Annotated in this window: 14 protein-coding genes; 1 reads left to right on the forward strand and 13 read right to left on the reverse strand. The window is 48.1% G+C overall.

All coding sequences use genetic code 11. From position 1 onward, the window contains the following. Window positions 1–75 precede the first annotated feature (75 nt). The gene (locus NST45_RS19420; protein ID WP_076100540.1) at window positions 76–990 is read left to right on the forward strand and encodes an ArsR family transcriptional regulator; all 915 of its coding nucleotides are present in this window, start codon (window positions 76–78) and stop codon (window positions 988–990) included. A 49-nt stretch (window positions 991–1,039) separates the two neighbouring features. On the opposite strand, the gene NST45_RS19425 is transcribed toward NST45_RS19420, so the two are convergent. The 13 genes from NST45_RS19425 to NST45_RS19485 form a co-directional block, all read right to left on the reverse strand. Beyond that, window positions 1,040–1,321 (reverse strand): DUF6171 family protein, encoded by a 282-nt coding sequence (locus NST45_RS19425; RefSeq protein WP_076100542.1) that lies wholly within the window; start codon window positions 1,319–1,321, stop codon window positions 1,040–1,042. 12 nt (window positions 1,322–1,333) lie between these two features. After that, the gene (locus tag NST45_RS19430; RefSeq protein ID WP_076104908.1) at window positions 1,334–2,830 is read right to left on the reverse strand and encodes an alpha-N-arabinofuranosidase; all 1,497 of its coding nucleotides are present in this window, start codon (window positions 2,828–2,830) and stop codon (window positions 1,334–1,336) included. 108 nt (window positions 2,831–2,938) lie between these two features. Next, window positions 2,939–3,646 (reverse strand): DUF421 domain-containing protein, encoded by a 708-nt coding sequence (locus NST45_RS19435; RefSeq protein WP_076141360.1) that lies wholly within the window; start codon window positions 3,644–3,646, stop codon window positions 2,939–2,941. A 162-nt stretch (window positions 3,647–3,808) separates the two neighbouring features. After that, the gene (locus NST45_RS19440; protein WP_339823552.1) at window positions 3,809–11,776 is read right to left on the reverse strand and encodes a polysaccharide lyase family 8 super-sandwich domain-containing protein; all 7,968 of its coding nucleotides are present in this window, start codon (window positions 11,774–11,776) and stop codon (window positions 3,809–3,811) included. A gap of 41 nt (window positions 11,777–11,817) precedes the next feature. Then, on the reverse strand, window positions 11,818–13,650 hold the full coding sequence (locus NST45_RS19445) for a beta-galactosidase family protein (protein ID WP_339823555.1): 1,833 nt from the start codon (window positions 13,648–13,650) through the stop codon (window positions 11,818–11,820). 25 nt (window positions 13,651–13,675) lie between these two features. Beyond that, window positions 13,676–14,950: an alpha-L-fucosidase gene (locus tag NST45_RS19450; protein ID WP_339823557.1), complete on the reverse strand. Its 1,275-nt coding sequence runs from the start codon at window positions 14,948–14,950 to the stop codon at window positions 13,676–13,678. A 115-nt stretch (window positions 14,951–15,065) separates the two neighbouring features. After that, the gene (locus NST45_RS19455) at window positions 15,066–16,463 is read right to left on the reverse strand and encodes an extracellular solute-binding protein (RefSeq protein WP_076100552.1); all 1,398 of its coding nucleotides are present in this window, start codon (window positions 16,461–16,463) and stop codon (window positions 15,066–15,068) included. A 141-nt stretch (window positions 16,464–16,604) separates the two neighbouring features. Next, the gene (locus NST45_RS19460) at window positions 16,605–17,441 is read right to left on the reverse strand and encodes a carbohydrate ABC transporter permease (RefSeq protein ID WP_036675652.1); all 837 of its coding nucleotides are present in this window, start codon (window positions 17,439–17,441) and stop codon (window positions 16,605–16,607) included. Window positions 17,442–17,456: 15 nt separating this feature from the next. Beyond that, window positions 17,457–18,386 carry a sugar ABC transporter permease gene (locus NST45_RS19465; RefSeq protein ID WP_051490863.1) on the reverse strand — a complete coding sequence of 310 codons (930 nt, stop codon included), beginning with the start codon at window positions 18,384–18,386 and terminating at the stop codon, window positions 17,457–17,459. Window positions 18,387–18,555: 169 nt separating this feature from the next. Next, the gene (locus tag NST45_RS19470; RefSeq protein ID WP_036675653.1) at window positions 18,556–20,139 is read right to left on the reverse strand and encodes a response regulator; all 1,584 of its coding nucleotides are present in this window, start codon (window positions 20,137–20,139) and stop codon (window positions 18,556–18,558) included. Beyond that, window positions 20,139–21,860: a histidine kinase gene (locus NST45_RS19475; RefSeq protein ID WP_076141357.1), complete on the reverse strand. Its 1,722-nt coding sequence runs from the start codon at window positions 21,858–21,860 to the stop codon at window positions 20,139–20,141. Before NST45_RS19475 ends, NST45_RS19470 begins: the two co-directional genes overlap by 1 nt. Before the next feature lie 67 nt (window positions 21,861–21,927). After that, complete coding sequence (locus NST45_RS19480) at window positions 21,928–24,090, reverse strand: alginate lyase family protein (protein WP_339823562.1); 2,163 nt, start codon at window positions 24,088–24,090, stop codon at window positions 21,928–21,930. Next, on the reverse strand, window positions 24,080–25,201 hold the full coding sequence (locus NST45_RS19485) for a glycoside hydrolase family 88 protein (RefSeq protein WP_339823565.1): 1,122 nt from the start codon (window positions 25,199–25,201) through the stop codon (window positions 24,080–24,082). The genes NST45_RS19480 and NST45_RS19485 overlap by 11 nt, the downstream gene beginning before the upstream one ends. Window positions 25,202–25,203: the final 2 nt, after the last annotated feature.

The following is a 25,203-nucleotide window of genomic DNA, read 5'->3' on the forward strand; positions in this document are numbered from 1 at the left end:
TCGATTTTTATATTGTTATTAATAAATTTCTTAATCATCGGCGATTAGCCCATAAATTTTAATTGGAGGCCATTTATGAAACTTGACCTGTCGGAAGAATCCCTTCCCGTCTATGAAGCTTTAGCCAGCTCAGTACGCCTACACATGTTGCGTTTGCTTGCCGAAAATCCTATGAATGTTAAGGAATTGGCCGCAGCAGTAAATTTAAGCAGCGCCATTATGACTATGCATGTGCGTAAGCTGGAAGCTGCCGGCCTGATCCAGACGCATATGGCACCTGGTCGAAGTGGTCTGCAAAAGATCTGTACTCTAGCTGCTGAAGGAGCAGAAATCACCTTTCCAGGCAGACAAATCAATGAGCGCAAAAGTTATCGTAAGGAAATTCCGGTTGGACATTATTCCGACTTCCTGATCGAGCCCACCTGTGGTCTTGCAACTACTGAGAAAGTGATCGGCAGTTTTGATGATCCCCGATATTTCTGGGATCTTGAGCGTATGAATGCGGGGATTCTTTGGTTCGGCAAAGGATTTATTGAATATAAAATCCCTAATTTCCTACTCTCCAGCCAGCATCCTGAGGAATTGATTATAACCATGGAAATTGCTTCCGAAGCACCTTCCATTAATAATAATTGGCCTTCGGATATCACATTCACTCTGAACGGAGTGAAGCTTGGATTCTGGACAAGTCCTGGTGACTACGGGGATAGCCGTGGTAAATATACACCGGCCTGGTGGCCAGCACTCACGAACCAATACGGCTTGCTCAAGCAGCTGCGCATTACAGCAAAAGGTACATTTATGGATGGTTTGAAGCTCTCAGAAGTTACCCTTGATCAAGTGAATATCCGTGACAAACAGTGGTCTTTCAAGCTTTCCGTAGATGAAGATGCCGAGCATATTGGCGGGATTACTCTTTTTGGCAAAGGTTTTGGAAATTATAATGAAGATCTAATCGTTGAGTTGTTCTATACGGATAACCAAGAATAAAGCCGCATTCACCTCCCATTGGAGAGTCGAATGCGGCTCTTATTTTAGCTTAATTCTTTTCGATAAAGGGACCCCACAAGCCACCCCCCGGCAATGGACAACTACGTTCCTTAAGCTTGGCTACTACGGGGATGATGCAGCCGCAAGCGACGCAAGTTACCCCTTCGTGCAGCTTAGGGCAAGTCCCACAAAGGGCAACCCGTTCAGCGTAAACTTCATCCGGAACACAAAACTCTGGCTTAAACATGGAAGAAGACAAGATCCGATTAATCTGCGTTGGCGTAACTTTATAATCCTCTCTGCATCCCTTGCATGTTGATGTTGTTGACATGGTAACACCACCTTAAGCCTTCGGCGTAATCTCCAGCACAGTTACTGACATTGGAGGCAGTTCAACATTAAGAAGATCGCCCTCCAGAGTGAAGGCAGTGAAGGCTTGCGGCACTACCGCCTCCGGTTGGCTGAAGGTATTGTGAGCATCAATTTTATCACCGGCAAGTGTTGTGCCTGTCACTTCAACCTTCTTCCCGGAAAGACCACGAAGCTCAAGTGGAACAGCAGCAGAAGCAGCATGGTTCAAGTTGCAAAGACTGACATGGATGATTCCAGAAGCAGTTACGGAAGCCGAAGCAGATACTTCAGGAATCTCACGGCCTTCAAAGCTGTAAGTGCCACTTTCCAGTGCTAAATCCAGCAACTCCGCATCCTGATGGACTTTAAACATATTGAATACATGATACGTTGGGGTCAGCACCATCTTTTCCCCTTCGGTCAATATAACTGCCTGAAGTACGTTAATCGTCTGCGCAATATTTGCCATCCGTACCCGGTCACTATGTTTATGGAAAATATTCAAGGTCACGCCTGCCACAAGAGCATCCCGAATTGAATTTTGTTGATACAGGAATCCTGGATTCGTTCCCGGCTCTACATCATACCAAGTTCCCCACTCATCTACGATAAGACCTACTCTTTTATCCGGATCATATTTATCCATAATAACGCCATGTCTGGTGATCAGCTCATCCATGCGAAGGGCTTTCTCTAATGTACTAAACCATTCACTCGTTTCAAAGCCTGTAGCTGCACCTTTATTCTCCCATGCTGGACCAGGGATTGTATAATAATGCAGGGTAATCGAGTCCATAAAGCGTGTTGCCTCACGCATCAGAACCTCCATCCAGTGATAATCATCCACGTTAGGACCACAAGCAATCCGGTGAATACGATTGTCCCCGTAATTACGTACATACGTCTGATATTGGCGATAAAGATCTGCATAATATTCTGGACGCATATTCCCGCCGCAGCCCCAGTTCTCATTCCCCACGCCAAAATAAGTCACAGCCCAAGGCTCTTGATGGCCATTCTGCTGGCGAAGCTCGGACATTGGAGATACGCCTCCAAAGGTTAAATACTCCACCCATTCGGACATCTCTTGAACGGTACCACTGCCCACATTACCGTTAATGTAAGGCTCACATTCCAGCATCTCACATAATTCCATGAATTCATGTGTACCAAAATGGTTGTTCTCAACCGTTCCGCCCCAGTGAGTGTTGATCATACGTTTACGACCTTCACGGGCTCCGATACCATCTTTCCAGTGATATTCATCTGCGAAACAGCCGCCTGGCCAGCGAAGTACAGGAATTTTAATTTCCTTAAGCGCTTTCACGACATCATTACGAATGCCGTTGGTGTTAGGAATAGTTGAATCTTCTCCAACCCAAATCCCTTCATAAATACAACGGCCTAGATGCTCAGAAAAATGTCCGTAAATATTTCTGTTAATCGTCCCTTTGCGAATGTCAGTATTAAGGATCGCACGTTCTGCCATGGTTAAATACCGCCTCTCAACGTTTATATTTTTATTAACTAATTAATAATTATATAAACATTATAAGACGCTGCTTAGGCATCCGTCAATCTCCAATATGAATAAAAGCTATTCTTTATCAATAGGTTTCTTTATCCCGTCTTCATAATAGTCAAAAATGAGCTGCTGCTGCGTTCCTCTTACCCCGTAAAACACATCAGAAATTTGTTTTCCCTTACGTCTTAACTCGTTCTCCAGCCACTCGTGGGTCAGGCTATTATCCTTAAGATTATCTGCAAGCACTATTCCATCCATAATCAATTCAACGGGAAAGCTCTGAGGAACGGACAACAGCTTTAGATCTTTTCGGGTAACATATTGGTACTCTTGTTTCTTTAATACAGACACCATTCCGTTATCTTCCAGCACAGCGTATTCTACTACCTCTAGATTAAAGATTTCCTTTTCTCTCAATGCCTGATCCAAAGAGTCCAACGAATACCTTACCTTTTTCATATTTTGCTCAAGAATTTTCCCATCCTCAATAAGTACAGTGGGTGAACCTGAAATCCAGCTTCTCATTTTACGACTTTTTAAAGCGATGACAGATAGTATAAAAGATGTAACGGTAACGACTATAAGCGCCAGGATCATGTAGGAAGAATGCAGCTGTTTATTAAACGCCAGGTTCGCGGCTATTGAGCCCAATATAATACCCGTCACGAAATCGTGGAAGGTCAAGTTAGATAACGTTTGTTTTCCCAATATTTTGGCGATCAGCAAAAGCATGATCATAGCAACAAACGCCCTAAGCACAATGTCCATATACACCTGCATCTCTAATGCTCCCTTCCTATTCAATCCTCCATTATTCACAAACCGAGTAGAAATGAAACCTCAACGAAAGCTCTGCCCATCCAAACCTGCCGATTTCTCTAAACGCCAAAAGGGCTCTGGAATGGTTCTACTGAACCTTCCCAAAGCCCTGGCTTCAAATTCTTACTTTTCAGTCTTAATTGCTAAAAGATTGTATAGAACCATTGCACTCTCAGCTCGAGTTGCTGAGCCTCCCGGAGCGAATTGCTGGTCACTTCGACCCTGGATAAGTCCAAGGGCTTGGGCAGCAATGATCGATTCACGGGCCCATGAGGCAGCCGCACGCAAGTCACCGAATTGGATTACAGGCTTTGGTTCCACCTTTTTCCCGCTGACATATTGGTAGGCTCGCATCACCATGACCGCCATCTCTTGGCGGGAAATAGGGGCTTCTGGAGCGAAGAGAGTCTCACTCACCCCATGGACTATCCCCGCCTCTACAGCCTGCGCCACTTCCTCCGCATACCACTCATCCGCAGATACATCCGCAAATGCTGTAGATGATTTCCCTTCAAGTCCCAGCAAGCGGATCAGGATAGCTGTAAATTCTGCACGGGTCACTGACCGGTTCGGCTCGAAATTCCGAAGTCCGACTCCTTGAATCAGATGTTTGGCCGTTAGCTCTTGTACAACCGCCGCCGCCCAATGTCCAGAAGGAACATCGTCATACGATTTGTTGTATTCCAGCACAGCATATGTGCCTAAGTATTCGGTGCGCAAAGCCACCTTGCCCTTCAGCCAGGAACCGCCCGCATACTCTATATTTCCGGAATCCGGAAAATAATAGCCGCCGAGCAAATTCCTTTTGGCCTCAGGGTAGGCGTTAAGCTCTAATGTAACGGGCTCAACAAATTGGTGAAGTATGCTTCTTGTACCGTCACCAGCAACAATATACAGGTTAAAGAGAAGGAACTCTCCTGCCTGGTTTAGCACTGCACCAGATTTCTTCTCTGCGCTAGCTAGTATTCTCTGCGCCGCTTCCCCATTCACCTCAGAAGCCTCCAGAAAGATCTGGCTACCGGCCAATTGCTCCGCAGGAATCAAACCCCGTAATTGTTGAAGCACCGCTGCCGGAAGGGTCACATTAAAGTTAGAAGCCTCTACCCGAAGCGGCTTCTGTTTGAGCATGTCTGCTGCCATCCCCGGCAATACTAGCATTCTCAATTTACCCTCGTAGACAATGGCTGCCGAAAGATCGTTCAACGAAGCTGCGTTTAGTTGCAGCCGCCCCGCCGTTACCTCCGGTACGGAAGGCACTTGTGGTTGCGGACTCGGAACAGTTGAAGTATTGTCTTCCGCTTGTAGAATCTGAAGCGTCAGCTTGCTCTGCCGTCCTCCGTAACTTGCAGTAATCACTGTCATGCCCGGATCAAGTGCTTGCAGCTGCCCCGTTGCCGTTACTGTGGCTACCTTCCTGTTACTGCTCTCGTAGATCACACCCTCTGTTACCGTAAGGTGGCTATCATCACTATATACCGCCGTTGTGACCACCTTACCGCTCTGCCCTATTTCCAAGGATGTCGGACCGCTTAACGAAATAGAGACGAGCTCCGGCAGTTGTTCATACACCTTTAATAAATAGGAAGCGGTCATGTTGTCATATACGGATGAAATAACCGAAACGCCCGGGCCTTTAGCTTCAATATGGCCATCTTTGCCTATACTTGCGACGTTAGGATCGCTGCTCTCATAGACTATACCTTCGGTTACTATATAACGGCTGCCATCGCTGTACACTACCGAAGTAACCGCCGTTCCGGTCTCCCCGACACCCAGGCTTTCCGGGCCGCTAATTGCCGTTGAGACTCTTTCTGTAGGCTCCATGACCGTCACCTGAAGCTGTCGGAACGGCTCTACATTGCCAGCCTTATCCACCGAACGATAATCGATCCCGAAGGTTCCGGGGTTCTCGATATATACGCTCTGAGTAACCGTATTCCATGCACCACCATTGAGCCGGTATTCTGTCCGCTTGACTCCCCAGCCGACAGCTCCCCCATTGGATTGGTCGGTGACATCAAAAGTGATATTGACTTTGCCCTTATATGCGCCCCCTTCTCCTGTTTCTCCAAGTATGGTAGCCTTCGTGACTGGAGGTGTTGTATCTTTCGGCAAAATTTCCAGATACGCGGCATATTTGCCATTCTCATTCTTACGGCTTCTTATGTCTGTGGCGAGATTATAGCCTACCTGCCTAAGAGCCAGACTTATCACCGGATCGGAAGGGAACTCCGTGCCAACCCATGAGGTGATATCGAACTGCCGCCACTGCTCCGGTCCGGAAAAAGTCTGCAGCGCAGCTTGAGTACCGATTTTTGGAGCATTATTGTAATTTAGCGTTGCCTCCGTCCAATCATCATCTTGGACTCCAAATACACCGATATCGGACAAAGTGCCTGCCCCGTCATTTGTCTTTCCGAACACATTCAGCTTCACAGAACCGACTTCGCCGACAAACGGACTCAGATCGAATTTTAGATAAACCCTTCTGTCTGTGTCCCCGCTGCCATTTCTGATTTGCAAGTAATTGACCGAACTATAATTGACTGCAGCTTTCGATCCTCCATTGACATACGCATCTTCAGAAACATACAGCTTCGTTATTGCCGCTTCGTCTGGTTCCGAATCGGAAGGCTCAGAAGGTTCGGCATTCGGATCAATTCTGAACTTGACAACATGGCTTTTTCCTTTGGACCCGCTTGTATGAATTGCGAGTTCAATCCTCGGCGAGGTCTGCAGTACCGTTACGGTTGGATCTTTCATCAGTTCTTCCAGCGCGGTTCTGCCGACATCCACATTCACCACAGATTGAGACTGTGTCGGATCCGAAATGGCTATCGTCAGTTCATCTCCAGACTCCTTGATAATAATGGAGGCTGGATGATTGGCGCGCACGGATTCGATCATTCCCGGTACCCAGAAGTTCATAGCCATAAGTCCCAGCTTCTGTTCCTTGACGGCTTGCACACTATCCGTGTTGGCTATAATTTCGATGTCAGGACTACTGCTATAGCGCGCTGTCGCCGTTTCATCCTGATTCGGCAGAAGCACATACGAATACGATTGATTCACCGGATTCGTTCCCTGAGCAATCGACAGGCTGGCATAATTTCTCGTAATCGGCTCCGTTGATCCCCCTTGATTAATATCCTTCCATGCGCCAGTCCGAGACTCACGCAGACCGTCAATCGTTGGGGCATCAGGGAAATAATAACCGATTCCCGAGCCGGGAACATTGCCTTCCAGATGTGCCCAATGCACCTGATTCATTGACTCAGACCAACCCAGCGCGGATGGCTTGGCCTCTCCGTTGACCGTAAGTACATTGTCTCCGCTCGCCTTGAGCTTACGGTTATCTACGATGGTCTCCACCTTGCGGTTATCTGTGCTTGTAATGCCTGCCCCAAGCGCTACGATTTCATCATCGAACATGAACCAGGACTTTTTACCGGACAATGTGCTGTTATCCGGATCCAGATCCATGCCGGCCGCTCCATAAAGGCCGTCTATGGATGATCCTCCCACCCATGTTTTAGATGTAGTCTTGGCTGCACCGCGACTTGCCCCATCCGATGTAACCCCAGGTAGACGGTAAGCGTTCACGGTCGGCCAGAATGCATCTGCATATTGATCCAGATCCTGATTATACAGATAGGTCATGCCTTCGCCTGTATACCAGCCCTTCAGATTCTCTGTGCCCGCTTCATAGTTGGCAATTCGGGCCGAAGACATGCTGATCCCAAAGGCATATCCAGGCCGATGGTGGACAATCCGGTCCATAGCCGAAAACTGCTTATGCACAGTAAGGTCTCCTGATGGCTGCACCTCTGGATCGTCCATAAGCGTCTGGAGCAGAACAATATCGGCTACTCTTAGACCGTCGTAATAACTTTCTACTACCGTATCGGCTTCGAACCAATACTTCACCATCGATTTAAATCGGGCCGCTTGCTCCGGTGGCGCGGAAGAAGCCAGCCGCAAAATATGCGACCAAGGCACGAGCTGCCGGTTTCCCCGGGCTATCGATCTACCGAACACCATATCCATCATTAATTTTCTGTAGACAAGAGGTTCATAAGAATCCGTTACCCAGTTGTATACATTCTTCATATTGGTATCAGTCAGCGGCCAAGAGGACCCTGTCAGCAAAGTCATCATTTTCATCATATCGCCAAGCAATACAGCCCCATAACTGCCGGTATAAGCAATATTATTATGCTGGATAAAGGAGCCGTCCTCATAAAATCCGTCTCCGCGGGTCACATAGGGTAATACTTGGCTAACTGCATCCCGCCCTTGTTTGATCTTCGCGCTGTCACGATTATAAATGCCCCTCAAGACCACTGCCAGTGCTTTATCCAGCCGATTCGCGCCGGTTTCCATCAACGAGGGTTGATTGGTCCGTTTGGTTGGGTCCGGGCAGAATTTATCAATGGCTTTGGTATATTTGGTAATCTGATCGCCTGACAAATACTCGAACATTAAGGCCATCGTATCTCCCAATGCAAGCGGAATGCCGATCTCCCATTCGAACCAATTGCCTTTCTCCAGTTTGGTTTCGTTATACCAATTCGCGTATAGGAAATCTAAACCGTCCAGAATATCTGATTTCAACTGCATATTCTCGTACAATGGTGAGCCGGATGTCGAAAAGGCAATAGCCATATCCTTCAACCGGTTATAAGAGGCTGCCGTATCAAAAGCATCCGCTGTGCTGCCCGGCTTATCGCTCCATAAATAAGTACGGTTCATTTGCTTGTTCATCGTATCCCAGAATCCAGTTCGCTCCTGATTACTGATCTTATCGGATAAAGTTTTTATAGACTTGGCAATGTCCGGGTTATTCGGGTCGAAGGATTGCCCTCCGGTCAAATACTCCACCCATCTTCCACGAAGCTCGTCATATTCGTCTTTTGGAGTCTCTCCTTCAGTAATATTAAATTTCAATACATGCGTTGCCCCTATAGAATTCTTCACATCCACCGTTATAACTGTATTTCCCGAAGCTTGCACTACTTCCGTCTTGCTGTCTTTGCTGAGCAATGTCAACCCCGGCACATCCAGTTCTAGGGCCAATAGGTTTTGCGATTGTGTAGGATCAGACACCGAAACGATAAGCTCCTGATCGGTCTGCTGAATCATCACGGAAGCTGGATTGCGTGCCTTGATGAAATCCACCGTTCCGGCATTCCAGAAATTAGCGGCGGTTATGCCCAGCTTTTTCTCTCTGACTGCATGCACATCCTTGCTGTTGCTCAACACTTCGATATCCGGGTTGCCACTATAGTCTTCAGTACCGGCAATGTCACGATTAGGCAACAGAACATAGGAGTATGAGCCATTCGTAGGCGTATCTCCATGCTCAACTGCCAGGCTTAAGTAGTTGCGCGTAATGGGAACATCGGATTGAGTGGCATTAATCTCTTTCCAACTGCCGGTTCTGGCTTCACGTTGCGCCAGTATACTTGGAGCTTCAGGGAAATAGTAGCCCACGTCGGAACCTGGCACATTACCCTCCAGATGGGCCCATTGAACGTTCTTTAACGTCGCTGACCATCCGGACTGTGACGGTTCTACAGCTCCGTTGATTAGAAGTTTGTTGTTTCCCACTTCGTTTAGCATCCGGTTATCGATAATCGTCTCAACAGACTGCGGGCCGGCAGTTGATTTGGAAATTCCCGAACCAAGCGCCACAATCTCATCATCGAACATAAACCAGGATTTCTTGCCTTGCAAATCGCTACCGGTCACTTGGGAGAGTGAGAAATCCATACCTGCTGCACCGTATAGGCCTTCCAGCGACGATCCACCCACCCAGTTTTTCGGATTCATGTAACTTTTCCATTCCACAGGCACCATCCCCTGCCCCGATCCATCCGTTGTCGTGCCAGACAAGCGATAGGAATTGACGGTAGGCCAGAAGTCATTGCGGTATTGGGTCAGATCCTGATTGTATAAATAGGTCATCCCAATCCCCGTATACCATCCTTTCAGGTTCTCGTTATTCCCTTTCTCAAACGCCGAGATACGATTCGAGAACAGACTCAAACCGAAGCCGTAACCTTCGCGTAGATGAACCACCCGGTCCATGCCGGCGAATACCTGATTCTTAATGAGAGCTCCTCTTGGATTGATCTTCCCGTCATTCATCAGCTTTTTCACAATCGTTATATCGGCAAGCGACAACCCTTCATAATAATTGCCGGATGTCATATTCGCCGAGATCCATTCTTTCGCCGCTTGCTTAATGGATACTGCAATATTCTCCGGAGCAGTTTCAGCCATCCGCAGCAAGGTGACAATTAACCCTCTTGCGCTGCCGCTTCCTTTTCTAGATATACCTCTGCCATTTACCGAATCCATAAATTGACCGTTGTAGATCACCGGCTCGTAAGTCTGAGCCACCCATTCGTAAATGTTCAGAACATTCGGGTCCGTTATTGGCCATGGAGAATCGGTCAGCAGATAAGACATATCCGCCGTCCCTTTGAGCCAGACCGAACCATATCCTCCCGTATAGGCAATATTATTATGCTGAACGAGGGAACCATCCTTATACACACCGTCACCATGGGTCGTGTACACATACTCGGAGCCAATAGAATCACGGCCCTGAATGATCTTTGCACTGTTGTTGCCAATCACGCCTCTTACCGTGACCACAAGCGCTTTATCTAGTAGATTTGCTCCCGTCATCTTCGTGCCCTTAACGCCAAGCACCGACCCTACTTTGGGGTCTGGACAGAAGGCATCAATAGCCGCAAGATACTGATTGATTTGCTGCGGTGTTAGATGGTCGTACATTAGCACCATAAGATCATTCACAATCTGCGGCGTGCCAATCTCCCAGTCCCACCAGTTTCCATAAGCGCTTTTGCTCGGATTATAGCGGTTTGTATACATCCAATTGATTGCGCTTACAATATCATTCGCCAAAGCGCTGTTGCCGTAAAGCTCCGATCTCTCCACAGAATAGGCCAATGCCATAGTCTTCAAGCGATTGTAAGCGCTTGTAATAAACTGCGAATCTGTAGTGCTCGCGGTATCACTCCACAAGGAGGTGCGGCCGGAGGATTTATCCATACTCTCCCAAAGTGCAGCAGCCGATGCAGCCTGAGCGCTAATACTAGCAGCTATATCAGGATCACTCCCATCGTATTGACCACCACTTAATCGGTCGTACCATTTCAGCCTCAGTTTATTGTAGGCCTGTATCGTGTCGGGAGCTTCGACAGTAACCAGACATTCGGCTGCAAGGCTACCATCCGGTGTGGCGATCTTGATGGTCGAAGAGCCGATCCCCGTACCCATTACATTACCAAGTGCGTCCACAGTCGCAGCTTCTGGATTGCTCGAAGTCCACACTACCGTTTTATCCACCGCCGTTATAGGGGATAAAGTCGGCAGAAGTGCAACCGTGTCCCCTTTGACCATAGAAAAGGCCGTACGGTCTAGCGCAATTCCTGTAAGACCCGCATATTCCTCCAATGCGATATCATCTATCCATAGCTTTCCTTTTCCAGTCTCCAAAAAAGGCTCGATGACTAGCTTCGTCGCGTTAGCCGGCATAGTTAGAAGTACTTGCTGCATACTCCAGTCCTGTGTGCCTGTTATTTTGGGAGAGGAAGGTCCATCTCCCACTTTGGCAGTATTGTAATACTGTGTTCTAAAGTAGGCTCCCTGTCCAGTGACGTTGTCCGTCTTTAGCCAGACTTTAAGTCTGTAGGATTTACCGGGGATAACCGAAGTTACCCCCTGATTGATGGAAATCCTGCTTGTGGCAAAGGCATCGAACAGCATGGACCGGGTTCCTTCATGCGCAGTGCCAGCGTCTATCTTGATATTCGCTGTTTTATTCGTGCCTTTCCCGCTACCTGTAGGGACCCATAAGCTCCAGCCCACCGGAGCAGCGTCTGTAACCCCTGTCCAGGTTGAGTCAAGGGCTGTCGTTGTATTCTCAAAGCTTCCGTTAAGCATAAGATTTGATGCAGCCGCAGATGCCCTGCTATGCGAGGGATAAAGAACTCCCCCACAGGAAGAAAAAAGATCAACAATGAGAACTAATACTAAAAATAGACTTGGTTTACGCATTTGTTCACCCCAATCTTAGAATTGGTTAAAGCTAAAGGCATCTACAAGTTATCATCCTGCACAAAATTCAACACGGCGTCATCGACGGCCGAAGTTCTTCCCAGATCAGGAAGGTTCACAAGCTCAATCTCGCAAGTCTCCGCACGGCCATGCAGCTCCAAAAGAACAAGTTCATTGCGCCCCATGCGCAGCAATGGGCCCGGGATATATAGGGCGCGTTGCGGCCCTGCGTTCCAGTAGCGGCCCAGATTAAAACCATTGATCCAGGCGACCCCTTTATTCCATCCATCGAATCGTAGAAAGGTATCGCCAATCTCCTCCGCCTCGAAGCTCCCCCGGTAGAATCCGGGCAGACCCGAAAGGGTCGCAGTTTGCTGCTTCTCCACCGGGTGCTTCTTGTACGCTAGTGAATCCAGCTGTTCCTGTTCCAACGGCAAAGTACGAATCGTCCAGTTATATTGCAGCTGGTTATCAATCCGAACCCCGTCCAGAATCCCTTTCGGATCGCGAATGAGCGGCCCGTAATTGATTCGTCCCATGTTCTCGACGAGGATATCCAGCTGCGCTCCCCCAGCGGGGATGGAAAGTTCCAGTGGCAGCGGATTCCAGCGCTCAATCACCCCAAGCACCTGTCCATCCAGGAAGACCTGCGCCCGATCGCGCACGCCCTCGATGTAGAGTTTCTGTCTAGAGCGCGGCCCTTTCACATAAGTGCTGTACAATATAAAACCATAGGATTGTCCGAGCTTCTCCATCGGCTGTACACACACGCTGTTCACCGTCTCTGATAACTTCTCCAGATTGGAAGCCGTGAATAGTTCCGCTCTTTCCGTCAAAGCGACTTTCCCGTAAGAAATCTTCGGAATCGGCTCAGGGAGTGGACAAGTCGGGGCAAATCCATGGTTGCTGAGTACCGACCGGACAGCTTCAAATTTCGCCGTCGTATCTCCCCATTCCGTGAGCGGGGCATCATAGTCATAGCTTGTAGTCGTTGGCTCGTAGGTGACGATATGATTCGCACCATTATAGAAACCAAAATTGGTTCCACCATGGAACATGTACATATTAAATGAGGAGCCCTGTGTCAGAATCTCATCCAGAACACCTGCTACATCCCCGGCATCGCGTACATGATGATCCTCCATCCAGTGATCAAACCAGCCGTTCCAGTATTCCATCACCATAAGCGGCTCTTCAGAGCGGTATTCCCGATATTTGCGGAAGGATTCCTCTGTACTGGAGCCGAAATTGACTGTCGCATGCACATCCTCCAGTGTTCCGCCGAGCAACATCTCATCGGTTGGCCCGTCGGAAGTAAAGAGCAGCACATCGATCCCTCTGCTGACCAGTCCATCACGCATATAGCCCAGGTAGCCACTGTCATTACCATAGCTGCCATATTCATTTTCTACCTGAACGGCCAGAATTGGTCCGCCATGTGTGGAGAGCAGCGGAACCAACAGAGGAATTAGCTCATCGTAATAACGGTCTACCTTGCTTAAATAAAGAGGGTCACAGCAGCGAAGCTGGAGTTCCCCGTAAGCTAGCAACCAGCCCGGCAGGCCTCCGAACTCCCACTCCGCACAGATGAATGGACTCGGTCTGACAATAACATGAAGCCCAAGCTCCCCAGCCAGTTCGATAAAAGATACCACATCGGCCATGCCATCAAATACGAACTCCCCTTCTTTAGGTTCATGTATATTCCAGGCGATGTAGGTCTCCACGGTATTGAATCCGCAGGCTTTCAATTTCAGCAGCCGGTCTTTCCAATATTCAGGCACAACCCGAAAATAATGAATGGCTCCCGATACGATACGATAAGGCTGTCCGTCCAGCAAATAGTGTCCGTCGTTCCAGGTGAGCAGGCTCATTATCGACAACCTCCTTTATTAATATTTATTCTAACGATTCCCCGCAGTGGTAGACGGCAAGCCGTCTGATCTTGGGGCTTGCGGCAGCTTCTGACACCCGTAAGCGGATTTTCTCTGCGACAACCGGAGGGAAGGCGTCGATTTTCTTATGGCCAATCGCACTGCCACGCTTCAACTCCAGCCACGCTCCGTTGCTGTACGCTTCCAGCATATATCCTTCTACTCTTTCGCCGTAAGCGATATCCTCCATAATCTCAGCATGATCAATCACAGTAGCTGCTGGCAATTCCAGTTCAACAATATCTCCAGTACCTGCTGTTACCGCCAGAGCCTTGTCAAATCTGCGTCTTATCTCCTTGCCGAATTCCAGCAGCCGCTGCACATCAGCCTCCGGAAACAGCCCGCGGTTGTCAGGGGCTACATTGAGCAGCAAAGTTGCCCCATGTCCAACCGAACGATAATAAATATCCATTAGCTGCTCCAGAGACAGCAGCAGATGCTCCTCCTCAGGATGCCAGAACCAGCGGTCTTTACGGATGGGCACATCGCATTCCGCAGGCACCCAGCTCGGCGTTCCGGGAAGCCAGTTCAATGAAGCTTCACTGAACATGCTACCCCGCGCAGAATTTGCAGTGTTCCAGCATGGATAAGGAGCAACGCCATCCTCATTGCCAACCCAGCGGATCGTTGGTGCCCCCATATTAAAAACCATGGCGCCTGGCTGGTGGCGCTTGATCAGATCCATAATCCGCTGCCAATCGTAATTGCGGCCCTCCGACCCTGCGCCGTCGAACCAAATTTCCGTAAGCGGACCATAGCCCGTAAGCAACTCTTGTAATTGTATGGCATAGAAATCATCGTACGCTTGCGGATCTGCATAACAGGGCTCATGTCTGTCCCACGGAGACAAATAAATGCCGAAGCCAACTCCAAGTTCACGGCAAGCCTCCGCGCATTCCTTGACGACATCGCCGCGCCCTTCTTTCCATGGGCTAAAAGCCACAGAATAAGTACTTGTCGCAGTCGGCCACAAGCAGAAGCCATCATGATGTTTAGCTGTCAGTATAAAATAACGGAATCCAGCTTCTTTGGCTGTACTAACCCATTGGTGGGCATCCAAATGAAGCGGATTGAAGACCGCAGGTGAATCATTGCCTTCTCCCCACTCCTGATCGCAAAACGTATTGATGCCAAAATGGCAAAACATCCCCAGCTCCAGGGCCTGCCACTCCAGCTGTTCCCTAGAAGGCAGCGCCAGTTGCTCTTCCGGCTTGTTCTGTGAAAATCTGCTTTCCATCATTTCTACACTCTCCCATATGTTTGTGTAGGCCCAATATATAAATAAGGCTTTGGAAAGCCAGTTGATGACCTTCCAAAGCCCCGTCCACAACTTGTGATACTTGCTTATTCCCTATTTATTTGATAACACCTTTTTCGTTGATAATTTTTGTTGCTTCATCAACCATCCATTGCTGCACCTTATCAATCGATTCATTTCCAAGCATAAATCTGCTGAAGCCGTCATCGATTATTTTGGTCAATTCGGACGTTGCCGTCGTCATCACCTGCGCACCATCAAGGAACTGAATTGCACTGTCAAAGAGTGTATATTTGAGTGAATCCATATCATACATATCCTCTTTGCCAGCTACCAGTTTGGTCAGCAAGGCTTCATTATCCGCTTTTTTATAACCGGAGAATTCCAGTCTGTTATCACTAACAGCCGTTGACATAAATCTCATCAGTTGGAAAGACGCCTCTTTGTTCTTCGAAGTAGCGCCCATCGCCAGCATATTGCCGCTGGTGAAGTATTTGCCCTCGTATTCTTTTGGTTCCGATCCTGCCGGAGGCACCGGTACCGGAGCAAAAGCTGTCTTGAAATCATGCGGATACTGCTCAGTATTGCCCGGATCAGCAATCGTCCAGTTACCAGCCAGAATCATAGCGGCTTCTTCATTAAAGAATTCCGTGCGGTAATTGAGCTTAGCCGCTAAAGCGTCTGCATAAGTTTTCGCAGATTTATCAGCAGACTCCATATCTTTGCGCAGCTGGAAGAAGTATTTATAGGTTGGATCCGCGAAAATGGTCGTCCCGTCATCATACACGAATGGATCTTTCATCATCGTTTGGGCCGGAGCGTTCATATACAACTCCCAGGTGTGGAAGTATGTGCCGTAACGTTTGTCTACGCCTTCACCTTTGGTCAGTTTTTTAGCATAATCGCGGTAGTCATCCCATGTCCAGCCAAAAGTAGGTACAGGCAGCCCAGCTTCATCCAGTGCATCTTTGTTCAGCATTACATAGTTGCTGCTCTTGGTATATTGCATCCCATAATAGTTGTTGTCTACCTTAGCATTCACATAATATTCATCCTCAGGAACGAGGTTATCCTTCTCATAGAATTCATTCAGCGGGGCAAGTGCTCCCCGGGTCGCCCGTTCAAGTACGCCTCCAAGGCTTGGTACCTGAACAACGTCAATCGCTTCGCCGGATGAAATCAGGAAGTCGAGTTTCTTCAGCATCTCCACAGAATCACCGGGAACGAGTGTCACATGCTCTACCTTGATATTTGGGTTCTGATCCATAAATTCCTGCAGCATGGCATCCGTGCCTGCTGATTGGGCTTCATTGTCCCAGTTGTAATATTTGATGGCGACTTGCTTGTCCACCTTGGTGTTCCCGGCATTCGTACTGGCTTCAGCACCGCCATTCTTCTCTGAATTTCCGGAATTTCCACAGGCGCTTAACGTTAAGGAAACCGCCAGCATGGAGCCTAGTACAACGGATAATCTTTTTTTGCCCTTTGTTTTCATTTTACTTCCCCCCGCACTGAAATTTAAGTATAGTGCCTTGTTCATTTCTTATTATAGGCACCCGCTGTACAAGCCAAGTGCACAATTTTGCTGTAGTAGGATCACATTTTTGACTTTTACCCTCTTTTGCATACCCGCAAGTCAGCCCTTTACGCCCCCCAAGGAGATTCCGTTAATGACTTGCTTTTGCAGGGCAATGAACACGATGACCAATGGGATGATCGCCGAAACGGCTGCCGTCATCATAATTGCATAGTTGTTCGAATAATCGTCCCGGAACAGTGTCATACCGAGTGGGATAGTGTACAAATTCTTGTTTAGCAAGAAGATCAGCGGATTCTGGTAGTCATTCCAGGTCCAGATAAATTTGATGATCGCCACGGTAGCGAGCACCGGCTTGCAGAGCGGAACAATGATAGACCAGAATATCCGCAAATGGCCTGCACCATCAATTCGCGCCGCTTCAATATATTCGTCGCTGATACCAATCATAAATTGCCGCAACAAGAACGTGAAGTAGATGGAGAACATACTCATTAGTACGATAGCAGCATGAGTATCATAGAGGCCGAACCAACGAATCAGTAGAAAACGCGGAATCAGCGTGGCCTGGTCAGGAATAATCATGAACGACAGCAGCGCCAGAAAGACCATATTCCGTCCTTTAAACTTGATTTTGGTCAAGGCGTACGCCGACATAGATGAAATGATCAGTGTGATGCAGGTTGTAATAATCGCAACTTTAAAGGAGTTTAAATAGAAATGGGAGAAAGGTACCCGTCCCATCCAAACCATCTTGAAATTATACGCTACATTGATCTTCTCGGGAATCCATTGGATCGGGAAGCGCATTACATCTTTTTCATACTTGAAGGCTGCGGAAATCATCCAGATCAGCGGAATAAGAAACACAATGGACAAAGCCCCCATGATGCAGGTAGTGATCACTCTGGACATATTTTTTCTAATCAGTTGCATGTTAATCTCCCCCCTTTATTCTTCATTTCTCATTTTCCAAGTGGCTGCGGTAATCAAGCCGATAACAGCGAATAGCAGCCAGGAAATTGCAGAAGCGTAGCCCATGTTGTAGTATTTGAACCCTTCCTCATAGATCCTGAACACAAGCACGGTAGAAGAATTATTCGGACCGCCTTCGGTCAAAAAGGCGATGATGTCGAACACCTTAAACGAGCCAATCAGCATGGTAATAAGCAGGAAAAATGTAGTCGGACGCAGCATCGGAACTGTGATGGCAAAGAATTTTTTCAGCGCGCTGGCGCCATCTATTTCGGCGGCTTCGTAGATTTCATCGGAAATATTCGTCAAGCCAGCCATATAGATAATAATGGTGTAGCCAAGACTCGCCCAAGAACTGATAATAGCAATGGATAACAGTGAGGTTTTTGGATCAACTAGCCATTTCGGAGGGCTGGAAATTCCAAACTCCATCAGCAACTGATTGATCGGTCCAAGAGACGGATGGAACAATGCACTCCATACGGCAGCTATCGCAATAATCGAAGAAATATAAGGAATAAAGAAAGCCACTTTAAAATAATTTTTGAGGAACACACTGTTTTGAATCAATGCCGCGAGCACCAGCGCAATCGCAATCGGTATCGGCACGGTCATAATCATATAAAAAGCATTGTTCTTCAAAGCTTGAATGATACTCGGATCATGGAACATTTTGATATAGTTATCCAATCCGATGAACTCGATTCCTTTGACTCCCGACAATAGATCCCATTTCGAGAAGCTCAAATAAAGTGAGAATCCAAGCGCAAATACATTAAGAAAAAGCATCCCGACAATTTCCGGTGCCAAAAACAGCCACCCGGTTAAAGCCTCTTTCCGTTGCGGAGTCCAGAATTTCCGCTTCTCTTGCAGAATTTTTGGCACAGGTTGTTTTGCAGCCTCCACGTTGTATCACCTCGACAATTTGATTTGTCATTATAGTAATACATCTGCCTTCCGCAAGAAGGAGTGATTATGACCCGGAATGTGCAAGATTTTGACCTTTGTCCGCCGACAACAAAAAACCGCCCTAGAGGGGCGGCGGGTCTGTTCATATCGTTAACAATTGTGCTTCTCAGCGTACCGAATGTTTGGATTTATATTCGCTTGGCGTAGTTCCTACATATTTTTTGAACACTTTTGAAAAATAGGTTCTGTCCGAATATCCCAGGCCGACGGCCAGCGACTCCAGGTTCTGGCTGGAGATTTTCAGCATTTTGGTAGCGACCTTCATCTTGTGCTGATGTACATAGTCCGTAAAGGTCAGGCCAGTCATGCGCTTGAAATAACGCGAAAAATAGCTTGGATCCAGAAACAGATAACGTGCCATATCAATTGAGGTGATATTATCGCCAAGATGCTGGTCGATATACTGCTGGATAAGCTGCAGCTTGGGCTCCTGCGGAGAAGCTCCTGTCACCTGCTGTTTGCTGCCTGTAATCTGTACAAGCTTTCTTTCCACCAGTTCCATCGTATCTTCAAGTGTGCGGGTCTGCACGAGATAGACGAACAGATCCTCATCGAACATCAGGCTCGTAAACATTAACTCGATGCCGCGGAGCATAAAGGATAAATCCCGGGCGAAATCGCCAGGATGAATAGACATAACTTTTGCAGTCCTAGCGATTTCCTGTAGAGTGCCACGGATGGCTTCAAGGTCTTTTTTAATCACGGCCCGTTCCATCTGCGGGATATAGCTGTCCAGAAATCCTTGGGGTGCAGGCTGGAAACGTGGAGAAGCGATTTGCAGAGTATCCAGAACCGTGTAATCCGCACTTGCATAGAACTCGCATTTGTCCTGAACAATCTGCCGATGGATCTGGCCAATCGCCTGTAGCTCCATTTTCTCTGTGACGGCAATAATGCCCGGTTGAATCTTTAAGAGATGGGAGCATTCGGAACACAGCCGCTGTAAATAATCGTGAAAATGAAGACTGGCATTCTGCGCGAGATTCACACGGTAATTATATAGAATCACAATATTCTTTTGCTCCAAGAAAGGCGTAATCCCTTCACATGTTTCGGACAGTTCCAAGGCTATATTGTAAATAGCATATAAAATAAGTGGATACTCACTCTGCTTGTATCGCTTGTCGAAACTGGAAAAATGAATACTAACCGTGCCCAGCATAAACCACGGATACGTCCAGGATATGCCGATTTGCGCCGCATAAGCCAGTGTGGTTTCGGGCGGAGCACCGCCAATCACCCTTTGCAGCAGGTTCTGCCGGAAGAGCTGGCTGTTGTAGCCTGTCTCCCCATGGCTGATCAACCCGATCTTCGACTTAAGCAAGTGTACGGACTTGGCAAGGCTTTTCTCCAGTTGCTCTTCTGTAAGCTGGTCCTTGATTAAATAATCATCTACTTTCAGCTTTACCGCCTGCTGAGCATAATGGAAATCCTCATGACAGGTCAGGAAAATAATTCTGACCTCCGGCTTCATGCGGGTGAAACAATCGGCTAGCTCAATCCCGTTCTTTTGCGGCAAACCAATATCCGTGATCACAATGTCAGGCTGCACTTCCTCAAACATTAATAAAGCCTTGGCACTGGAATAGGTGCTGCCGACAATCTGCAAGCTATGTGCCTCCCAGTCAATCATCTGCTGAAGCACTTTGAGCATAGGAACATCATCGTCTATGAGCATCACTTTATACATCAATATCCCTCTCTCTCTGACAGATTAACCTGATGATTGCCTTGCGGCAAATACAGAGAAACGGACACCCCACCCTGCGGCAGATTATGCAGCGACAAGCGGGTATCCTGCCCATAGGTCAGCCGCAGCCTTTGAACTACGTTCATTAACCCGACTCTTTGATAAGCTTCATCCTGTTCATTGTCCTTATACAGTAACCTGCGGTTCAGGCCCGCCAGAACTTCAGCCCCTGCACCGCAGCCATTATCTTCAACTTCAATCATGATCCCATCAGGGACCGTTCGAGAGCGAACGACAATACGCGGTGCCGGGTGGTCAACCAATCCGTGGACGATTGCATTTTCTACAAGGGGCTGCAAAATCAGCTTAGGGACGATGAGCTTCTCTGTATCCTTTTCCAGATCGACCTCCAGTTCAAGAGGGATTTCATTACGGATCTTCATAATATCGATATAATGGCCAAGCAGTTTGCATTCTTCCCGCAAGGTGGCCGGTTCATTGACCTTCAAATAGGCCCGGAGCAGACTCATTAATGAATCGATGATCCCGCTATGCAGCTTATCTTTGGCCAAAATAAGGCTACATTTAATCGAATTCAACGTGTTGATCAAAAAGTGGGGGCGAATCTGCATAAACAGCGCCTCCAGCTCCATCACCCGCTTCTGTTCCTGCTCCAGCTCGATGTCGTGAATTAGTCCTTGCAGCTGGTCCAGCATAGTATTCAACGTCTGCCCCAGCTCAGCGATTTCATCCTTGCCCTTGACCTCCAGCCTGACATCAAGATTCCCCATCCCGAACTGGCGCACAACGCGCTGCAGCTTCATGATCGGACTATGCAATCTTTTGGCAATCAGCATGGAGGTAGCCGAAAAGACAATAAATAAGAGGAGTACCAAGCCAATGCCACTATAAAACGTCCGCGAGATCTGGCCCGACCATTCTTTCTCCGAAGCTTCATAGATCAGCTGCCAATTAGATTTGTCGATAGCTCTGGCCGTACGAACGCTTCCTCTTGCTTCCTTGCCTTCTGGAGCCAGCTCAGAGTTCCCAGCAATCAAGCCTCCTCCAGAATCAAATAACGCAACCTTGCCAAATTCGACGGGTCCGAGCAATTTATTGAAATAGGATTCAGGAATTGAGATAAGCAGCACGGACACCTGCCGTTTCTCCCGGCTGTCATAGATAACTCTGGCAATATAATAGCTGCTGCTTTTACCGGAACCGCTATCAGCCATCCCAAGCCATTGCAAGGTCTCCGGTTCGTGAATATTGACACGGCTCATCAGCTTGTCCAGGTTGGCATTGATCACGGATAAATTCTCAGTCCCAGAGGAGATCACAAAGTGTTTCCGGTTGACCAAATACATGCGGATATTATTATTCAACGGCTTAGAGTTGATGAGCGAAAACACATCTTGAATTTGCGTAAAATGTACGTAATCCTGATAGCTATTCAGCCGCTCAGTATCCGCAAATGACTTCAGATTAGCGCGGAAATTGGTATCGTTTACAATAAAATGGGAAGCGAACGTCACATCATCAATAGTTTTGTTTAATTCGTCAATCATAACGTTCAGGAAGTTATCGTTGCTGAGCTGCAGCTTCTCTACCATCGTATCCCGGATGAGCACGAAGGAAATGATCGATACTGCAATCAGAGGGATAAAAATCAGCAAAAGAAATGAAACCTGGATACGTCTATAGTAAGTGAATTTGAACATGTTTTCTCCGCGCCTTTCTCATGCTCTTTTCTTTTATTCTATCAGCCCGTTGTCCAGTATTCATACATTATCTGATTACCGTGACCTTCTTTTGACCGTCTGCAGAAACAATAAGCACTACTTCTCCAAAAATTTGTACGCCTTCCACTACATAGGAATCTAAATGACTGGATGGAATCTCGTGGCTGATCACGATAATATGCTCCTCATTCCTTTCGGGGAGGATGATGCGGCAGGCCTCCGCGTGTGCAGCAGCCACCGGTTCACCTGTATGGCGGTAAATCGGCACCTGTTCGACCAGCGGACAGAACAACTCACCCGAAGACTGCGGGTACAGCACCTGCATGATCGAGACCGTCCCTTTCCCCTTTCGGGAGTACACAGCATACTGATTGGGTTCCAGCAGATTATATTCGCGGGAGATTACCCCAGCAGCAACCCTGCCCTGAAGACCCTCAACATGAACAGGAAGGATACAAAGATTGGCTTCCCGCTCATTTTTTGTACGGCATATTAGCGTTCCATCTTCCATCTGAACCGCTCCGGGTGCAAAATGAAAATGCAGGGAAAATGTATGCTCCTGCCGGGAACTGAAGCTGTCCACCAAAAGCCAGTAAAAAGGCTTAATAAATAGGATCCTCCTTAACGGGTAAACCGGATCATCCCAATGACGGTAGCCGTCGTGGCTACCCTCTACATAATCAAAGTCCGGATGGCTGATCCATTGGCAGCCCATTGGCTTCGCAATCTGAGAGAAGGACCATGTATCCGTGACTTCGGTAAATCCAATTCCGTCGACAGTGGTCGTATTATGGGCAGCGCTTTCTTTTAGCGCTTTTCTAAGTGGTGTATGATCACTATAGTTGTATCTGCCAAGATCGGTAAGCAGATCCCGCCCATAGGCATACAGATCGAAATGTAGCAGATCCGCGTGCCCATGTCCACCCCCAAGCGGTCCGCAGTGAAAATATAGGTACAAATCCTGCTCGTCCCAGCCCGTTCGCATCACATAATGGCCGGAATGTGCATAGGAGCGTGACAAGTTTGGTGGTAGCTCCGCATTCAGCCGCTCGTAGCCCTCAACTCCATTTATCCCAAACAACCAGGCATTGTCATAATCCATTTGATCGTATCCGCCAAAGCGGAGTACAGCATCCTGAAATAACCAGCCCGCATAAGTCAAAAGCGAACGGATATCGCTGTCATCACTATCGCCAAGCATCGGCTGTCGGTGATTCGGCTTGGCCCAATATAATGAAGCGGCAGCCATTTGCTGAACCTTTTGCTGAAACTCATCCTGAAGCTCCACTCCATTCAATCGGGCTAAACGGATGCAGTCGAGAAAACATACCAAAACCTCATGGTGATAGGTGGGCGATTGCTCCCAGTGGATGCCGTCCGCCATAATCTGAATTCGAGCTGTCTCTCCCAGTCTCTCCTTACTGAGTTGTCGCCAGTTTTTGGCGCTAGTGAACTCAGGGAAGTAGAGCGCAGTTTGGAACAAACCACAAGTCTCCAGCACCCCCCAGTTGCTGATCTTCTTCCAGCCCGTAAACGATAAAGCTAAATATTGGCCGTGTTCATGCAGAGATATCATCACTTTGGCCAGCAGCGCCGGTGTGAGCAGTGGACTATCCTGTATATAGGACAACGCTTTGATCCAGTTAGCACAGCGAAGGCCCGTTTCAATTGTGCGCCATGTCAGCGTATCATTCGTAGGCTTGTCTGGAACGGGGTTACGGTCTATCCAATCTTCAAGCTGGCAGCAAACTGCTCTCGCATAATCCTCTTTACCTGTTATCGTATACGCTTGTCCTAATGCCACCCAGTAGCGGTGGCGATTCAGCATATAAGCCCATTCTACATCCTTGTCTGGAACATGACGCCAGTCAATTTCTTCCTCAAAGGTAACCGGAATGCGGCTGCGCTCCATATCCCAGGGAAAACGAAAGAGAAACGTCTGCTCCACAACTTCATCCGCTGTCTTCATTACAGCTTCCAGCTCGTCTGCACAATAGCGCTGCACATAGTCAATAAGCTGCTGCTTCCGGTTATCCTCTATCCGCCAGCCCGGCGTGGTCCGGCGGGTCAAATACCGATGCAATTCAGTCAGCGCATCGTCCTGCCGAGCTTGGCTGAGCGCATTCTTCACTAGAGCTAAAGCGGGCAACTCAAGATCGAGCAGCGCAAAGACGGCATAGGGGGAGATTTGTCTGACATCAGCGTTCATACCAGTACCCCTTGTTGCCATTTTGCAGCCGCATCAATGCTTCGAGATAGAAATAATCTCCCCAGATCATGAAGTCATCTGGAGACAGATCGCCGCGCACATGGTAAGAACCATGCTTCAGCAGCCCCTCCGCCTCTTCGCCGAGCGTGGAATAGTTCTGCACAAGCGAAGTCATCGACTGCACTAATCCCTGCTGAAAATAAGCCCGTTCGGGATCCTCCCCATCCATTAGCTCCAGCAGTTCCTGGAGTCCGGCTGCTACTATTGCAGAGGCCGAGCTATCCCGGTAAGTATCCGGAGACACCGGAGCATTAAAATCCCAGTAAGCGACATGATCCTGTGGCAAATGCTCCAGAAAATAGCGGCCCATCCGCTTGGACGTTTCCAAAAACAACGGATCTTTGGTATAGCGGTATGATAACGCAAAACCGTAAACGCCCCAAGCCTGCCCGCGCGTCCAGGTCGATCCGTTAGTAAAACCCTGGTGTGTGGCGCCGCCAATCGGCTCTCCGGTCTTCGGGTCGAAGAAAAACGTATGGTAAGAGCTGTCATCTCCCCGTACCAGATACCGTCTCGTTTTCTCCGCCTGCATGACCGCCACCTCCCTGTATACGGAATCACCGGTCTGTTCTTCTGCCCAATACAAAAGGGGAAGATTTAACAGACAATCAATAATGATGCGCCCGCCTTCCTGAGCATCCCCCTCCGGTCCCCATGCCTGAATATAACCGCCAGCTGTACGCCAGCGCTTCAGCAGCAGGTCTGCCGCCTGCAATGTCAGTTGACGCGCTGATTCGTCTTTATCTATAATCCACTGGGCTTTAGAGGATAACGAATACAGGAAGCCAATGTCGTGATGATCAAGCACGGTCTTTGCCGCGAAACGGCGGCGGAAATCTTCTACGGTATGGGATGCCGCAATACGGAAGCTGTCATCCCGCGTATATTCATAACACAACCACAACATGCCGCTCCAAAATCCGTTAGTCCAGTCGTCGTTGTTATTGAGCTGATAAGTTCCATTCCTGCTGACATGAGGAAAACTGCCCCCGAACCGGTCTATGTTCTTACGTACCTTCTCTATCGCATCTTCAATCGCACTGCTCCACATAA

Origin of the sequence: Paenibacillus sp. FSL R7-0163 (assembly GCF_037969975.1) — a bacterium.
Lineage (GTDB): Bacteria > Bacillota > Bacilli > Paenibacillales > Paenibacillaceae > Paenibacillus_AQ > Paenibacillus_AQ odorifer.

Coding starts and splice junctions, on each gene's coding strand:
- NST45_RS19420 (WP_076100540.1), top strand. CDS start 76: ATGAAACTTGACCTGTCGGAAGAATCCCTTCCCGTCTATGAAGCTTTA.
- NST45_RS19425 (WP_076100542.1), bottom strand. CDS start 1,321: ATGTCAACAACATCAACATGCAAGGGATGCAGAGAGGATTATAAAGTT.
- NST45_RS19430 (WP_076104908.1), bottom strand. CDS start 2,830: ATGGCAGAACGTGCGATCCTTAATACTGACATTCGCAAAGGGACGATT.
- NST45_RS19435 (WP_076141360.1), bottom strand. CDS start 3,646: ATGCAGGTGTATATGGACATTGTGCTTAGGGCGTTTGTTGCTATGATC.
- NST45_RS19440 (WP_339823552.1), bottom strand. CDS start 11,776: ATGCGTAAACCAAGTCTATTTTTAGTATTAGTTCTCATTGTTGATCTT.
- NST45_RS19445 (WP_339823555.1), bottom strand. CDS start 13,650: ATGAGCCTGCTCACCTGGAACGACGGACACTATTTGCTGGACGGACAG.
- NST45_RS19450 (WP_339823557.1), bottom strand. CDS start 14,950: ATGATGGAAAGCAGATTTTCACAGAACAAGCCGGAAGAGCAACTGGCG.
- NST45_RS19455 (WP_076100552.1), bottom strand. CDS start 16,463: ATGAAAACAAAGGGCAAAAAAAGATTATCCGTTGTACTAGGCTCCATG.
- NST45_RS19460 (WP_036675652.1), bottom strand. CDS start 17,441: ATGCAACTGATTAGAAAAAATATGTCCAGAGTGATCACTACCTGCATC.
- NST45_RS19470 (WP_036675653.1), bottom strand. CDS start 20,139: ATGTATAAAGTGATGCTCATAGACGATGATGTTCCTATGCTCAAAGTG.
- NST45_RS19475 (WP_076141357.1), bottom strand. CDS start 21,860: ATGTTCAAATTCACTTACTATAGACGTATCCAGGTTTCATTTCTTTTG.
- NST45_RS19480 (WP_339823562.1), bottom strand. CDS start 24,090: ATGAACGCTGATGTCAGACAAATCTCCCCCTATGCCGTCTTTGCGCTG.
- NST45_RS19485 (WP_339823565.1), bottom strand. CDS start 25,201: ATGTGGAGCAGTGCGATTGAAGATGCGATAGAGAAGGTACGTAAGAAC.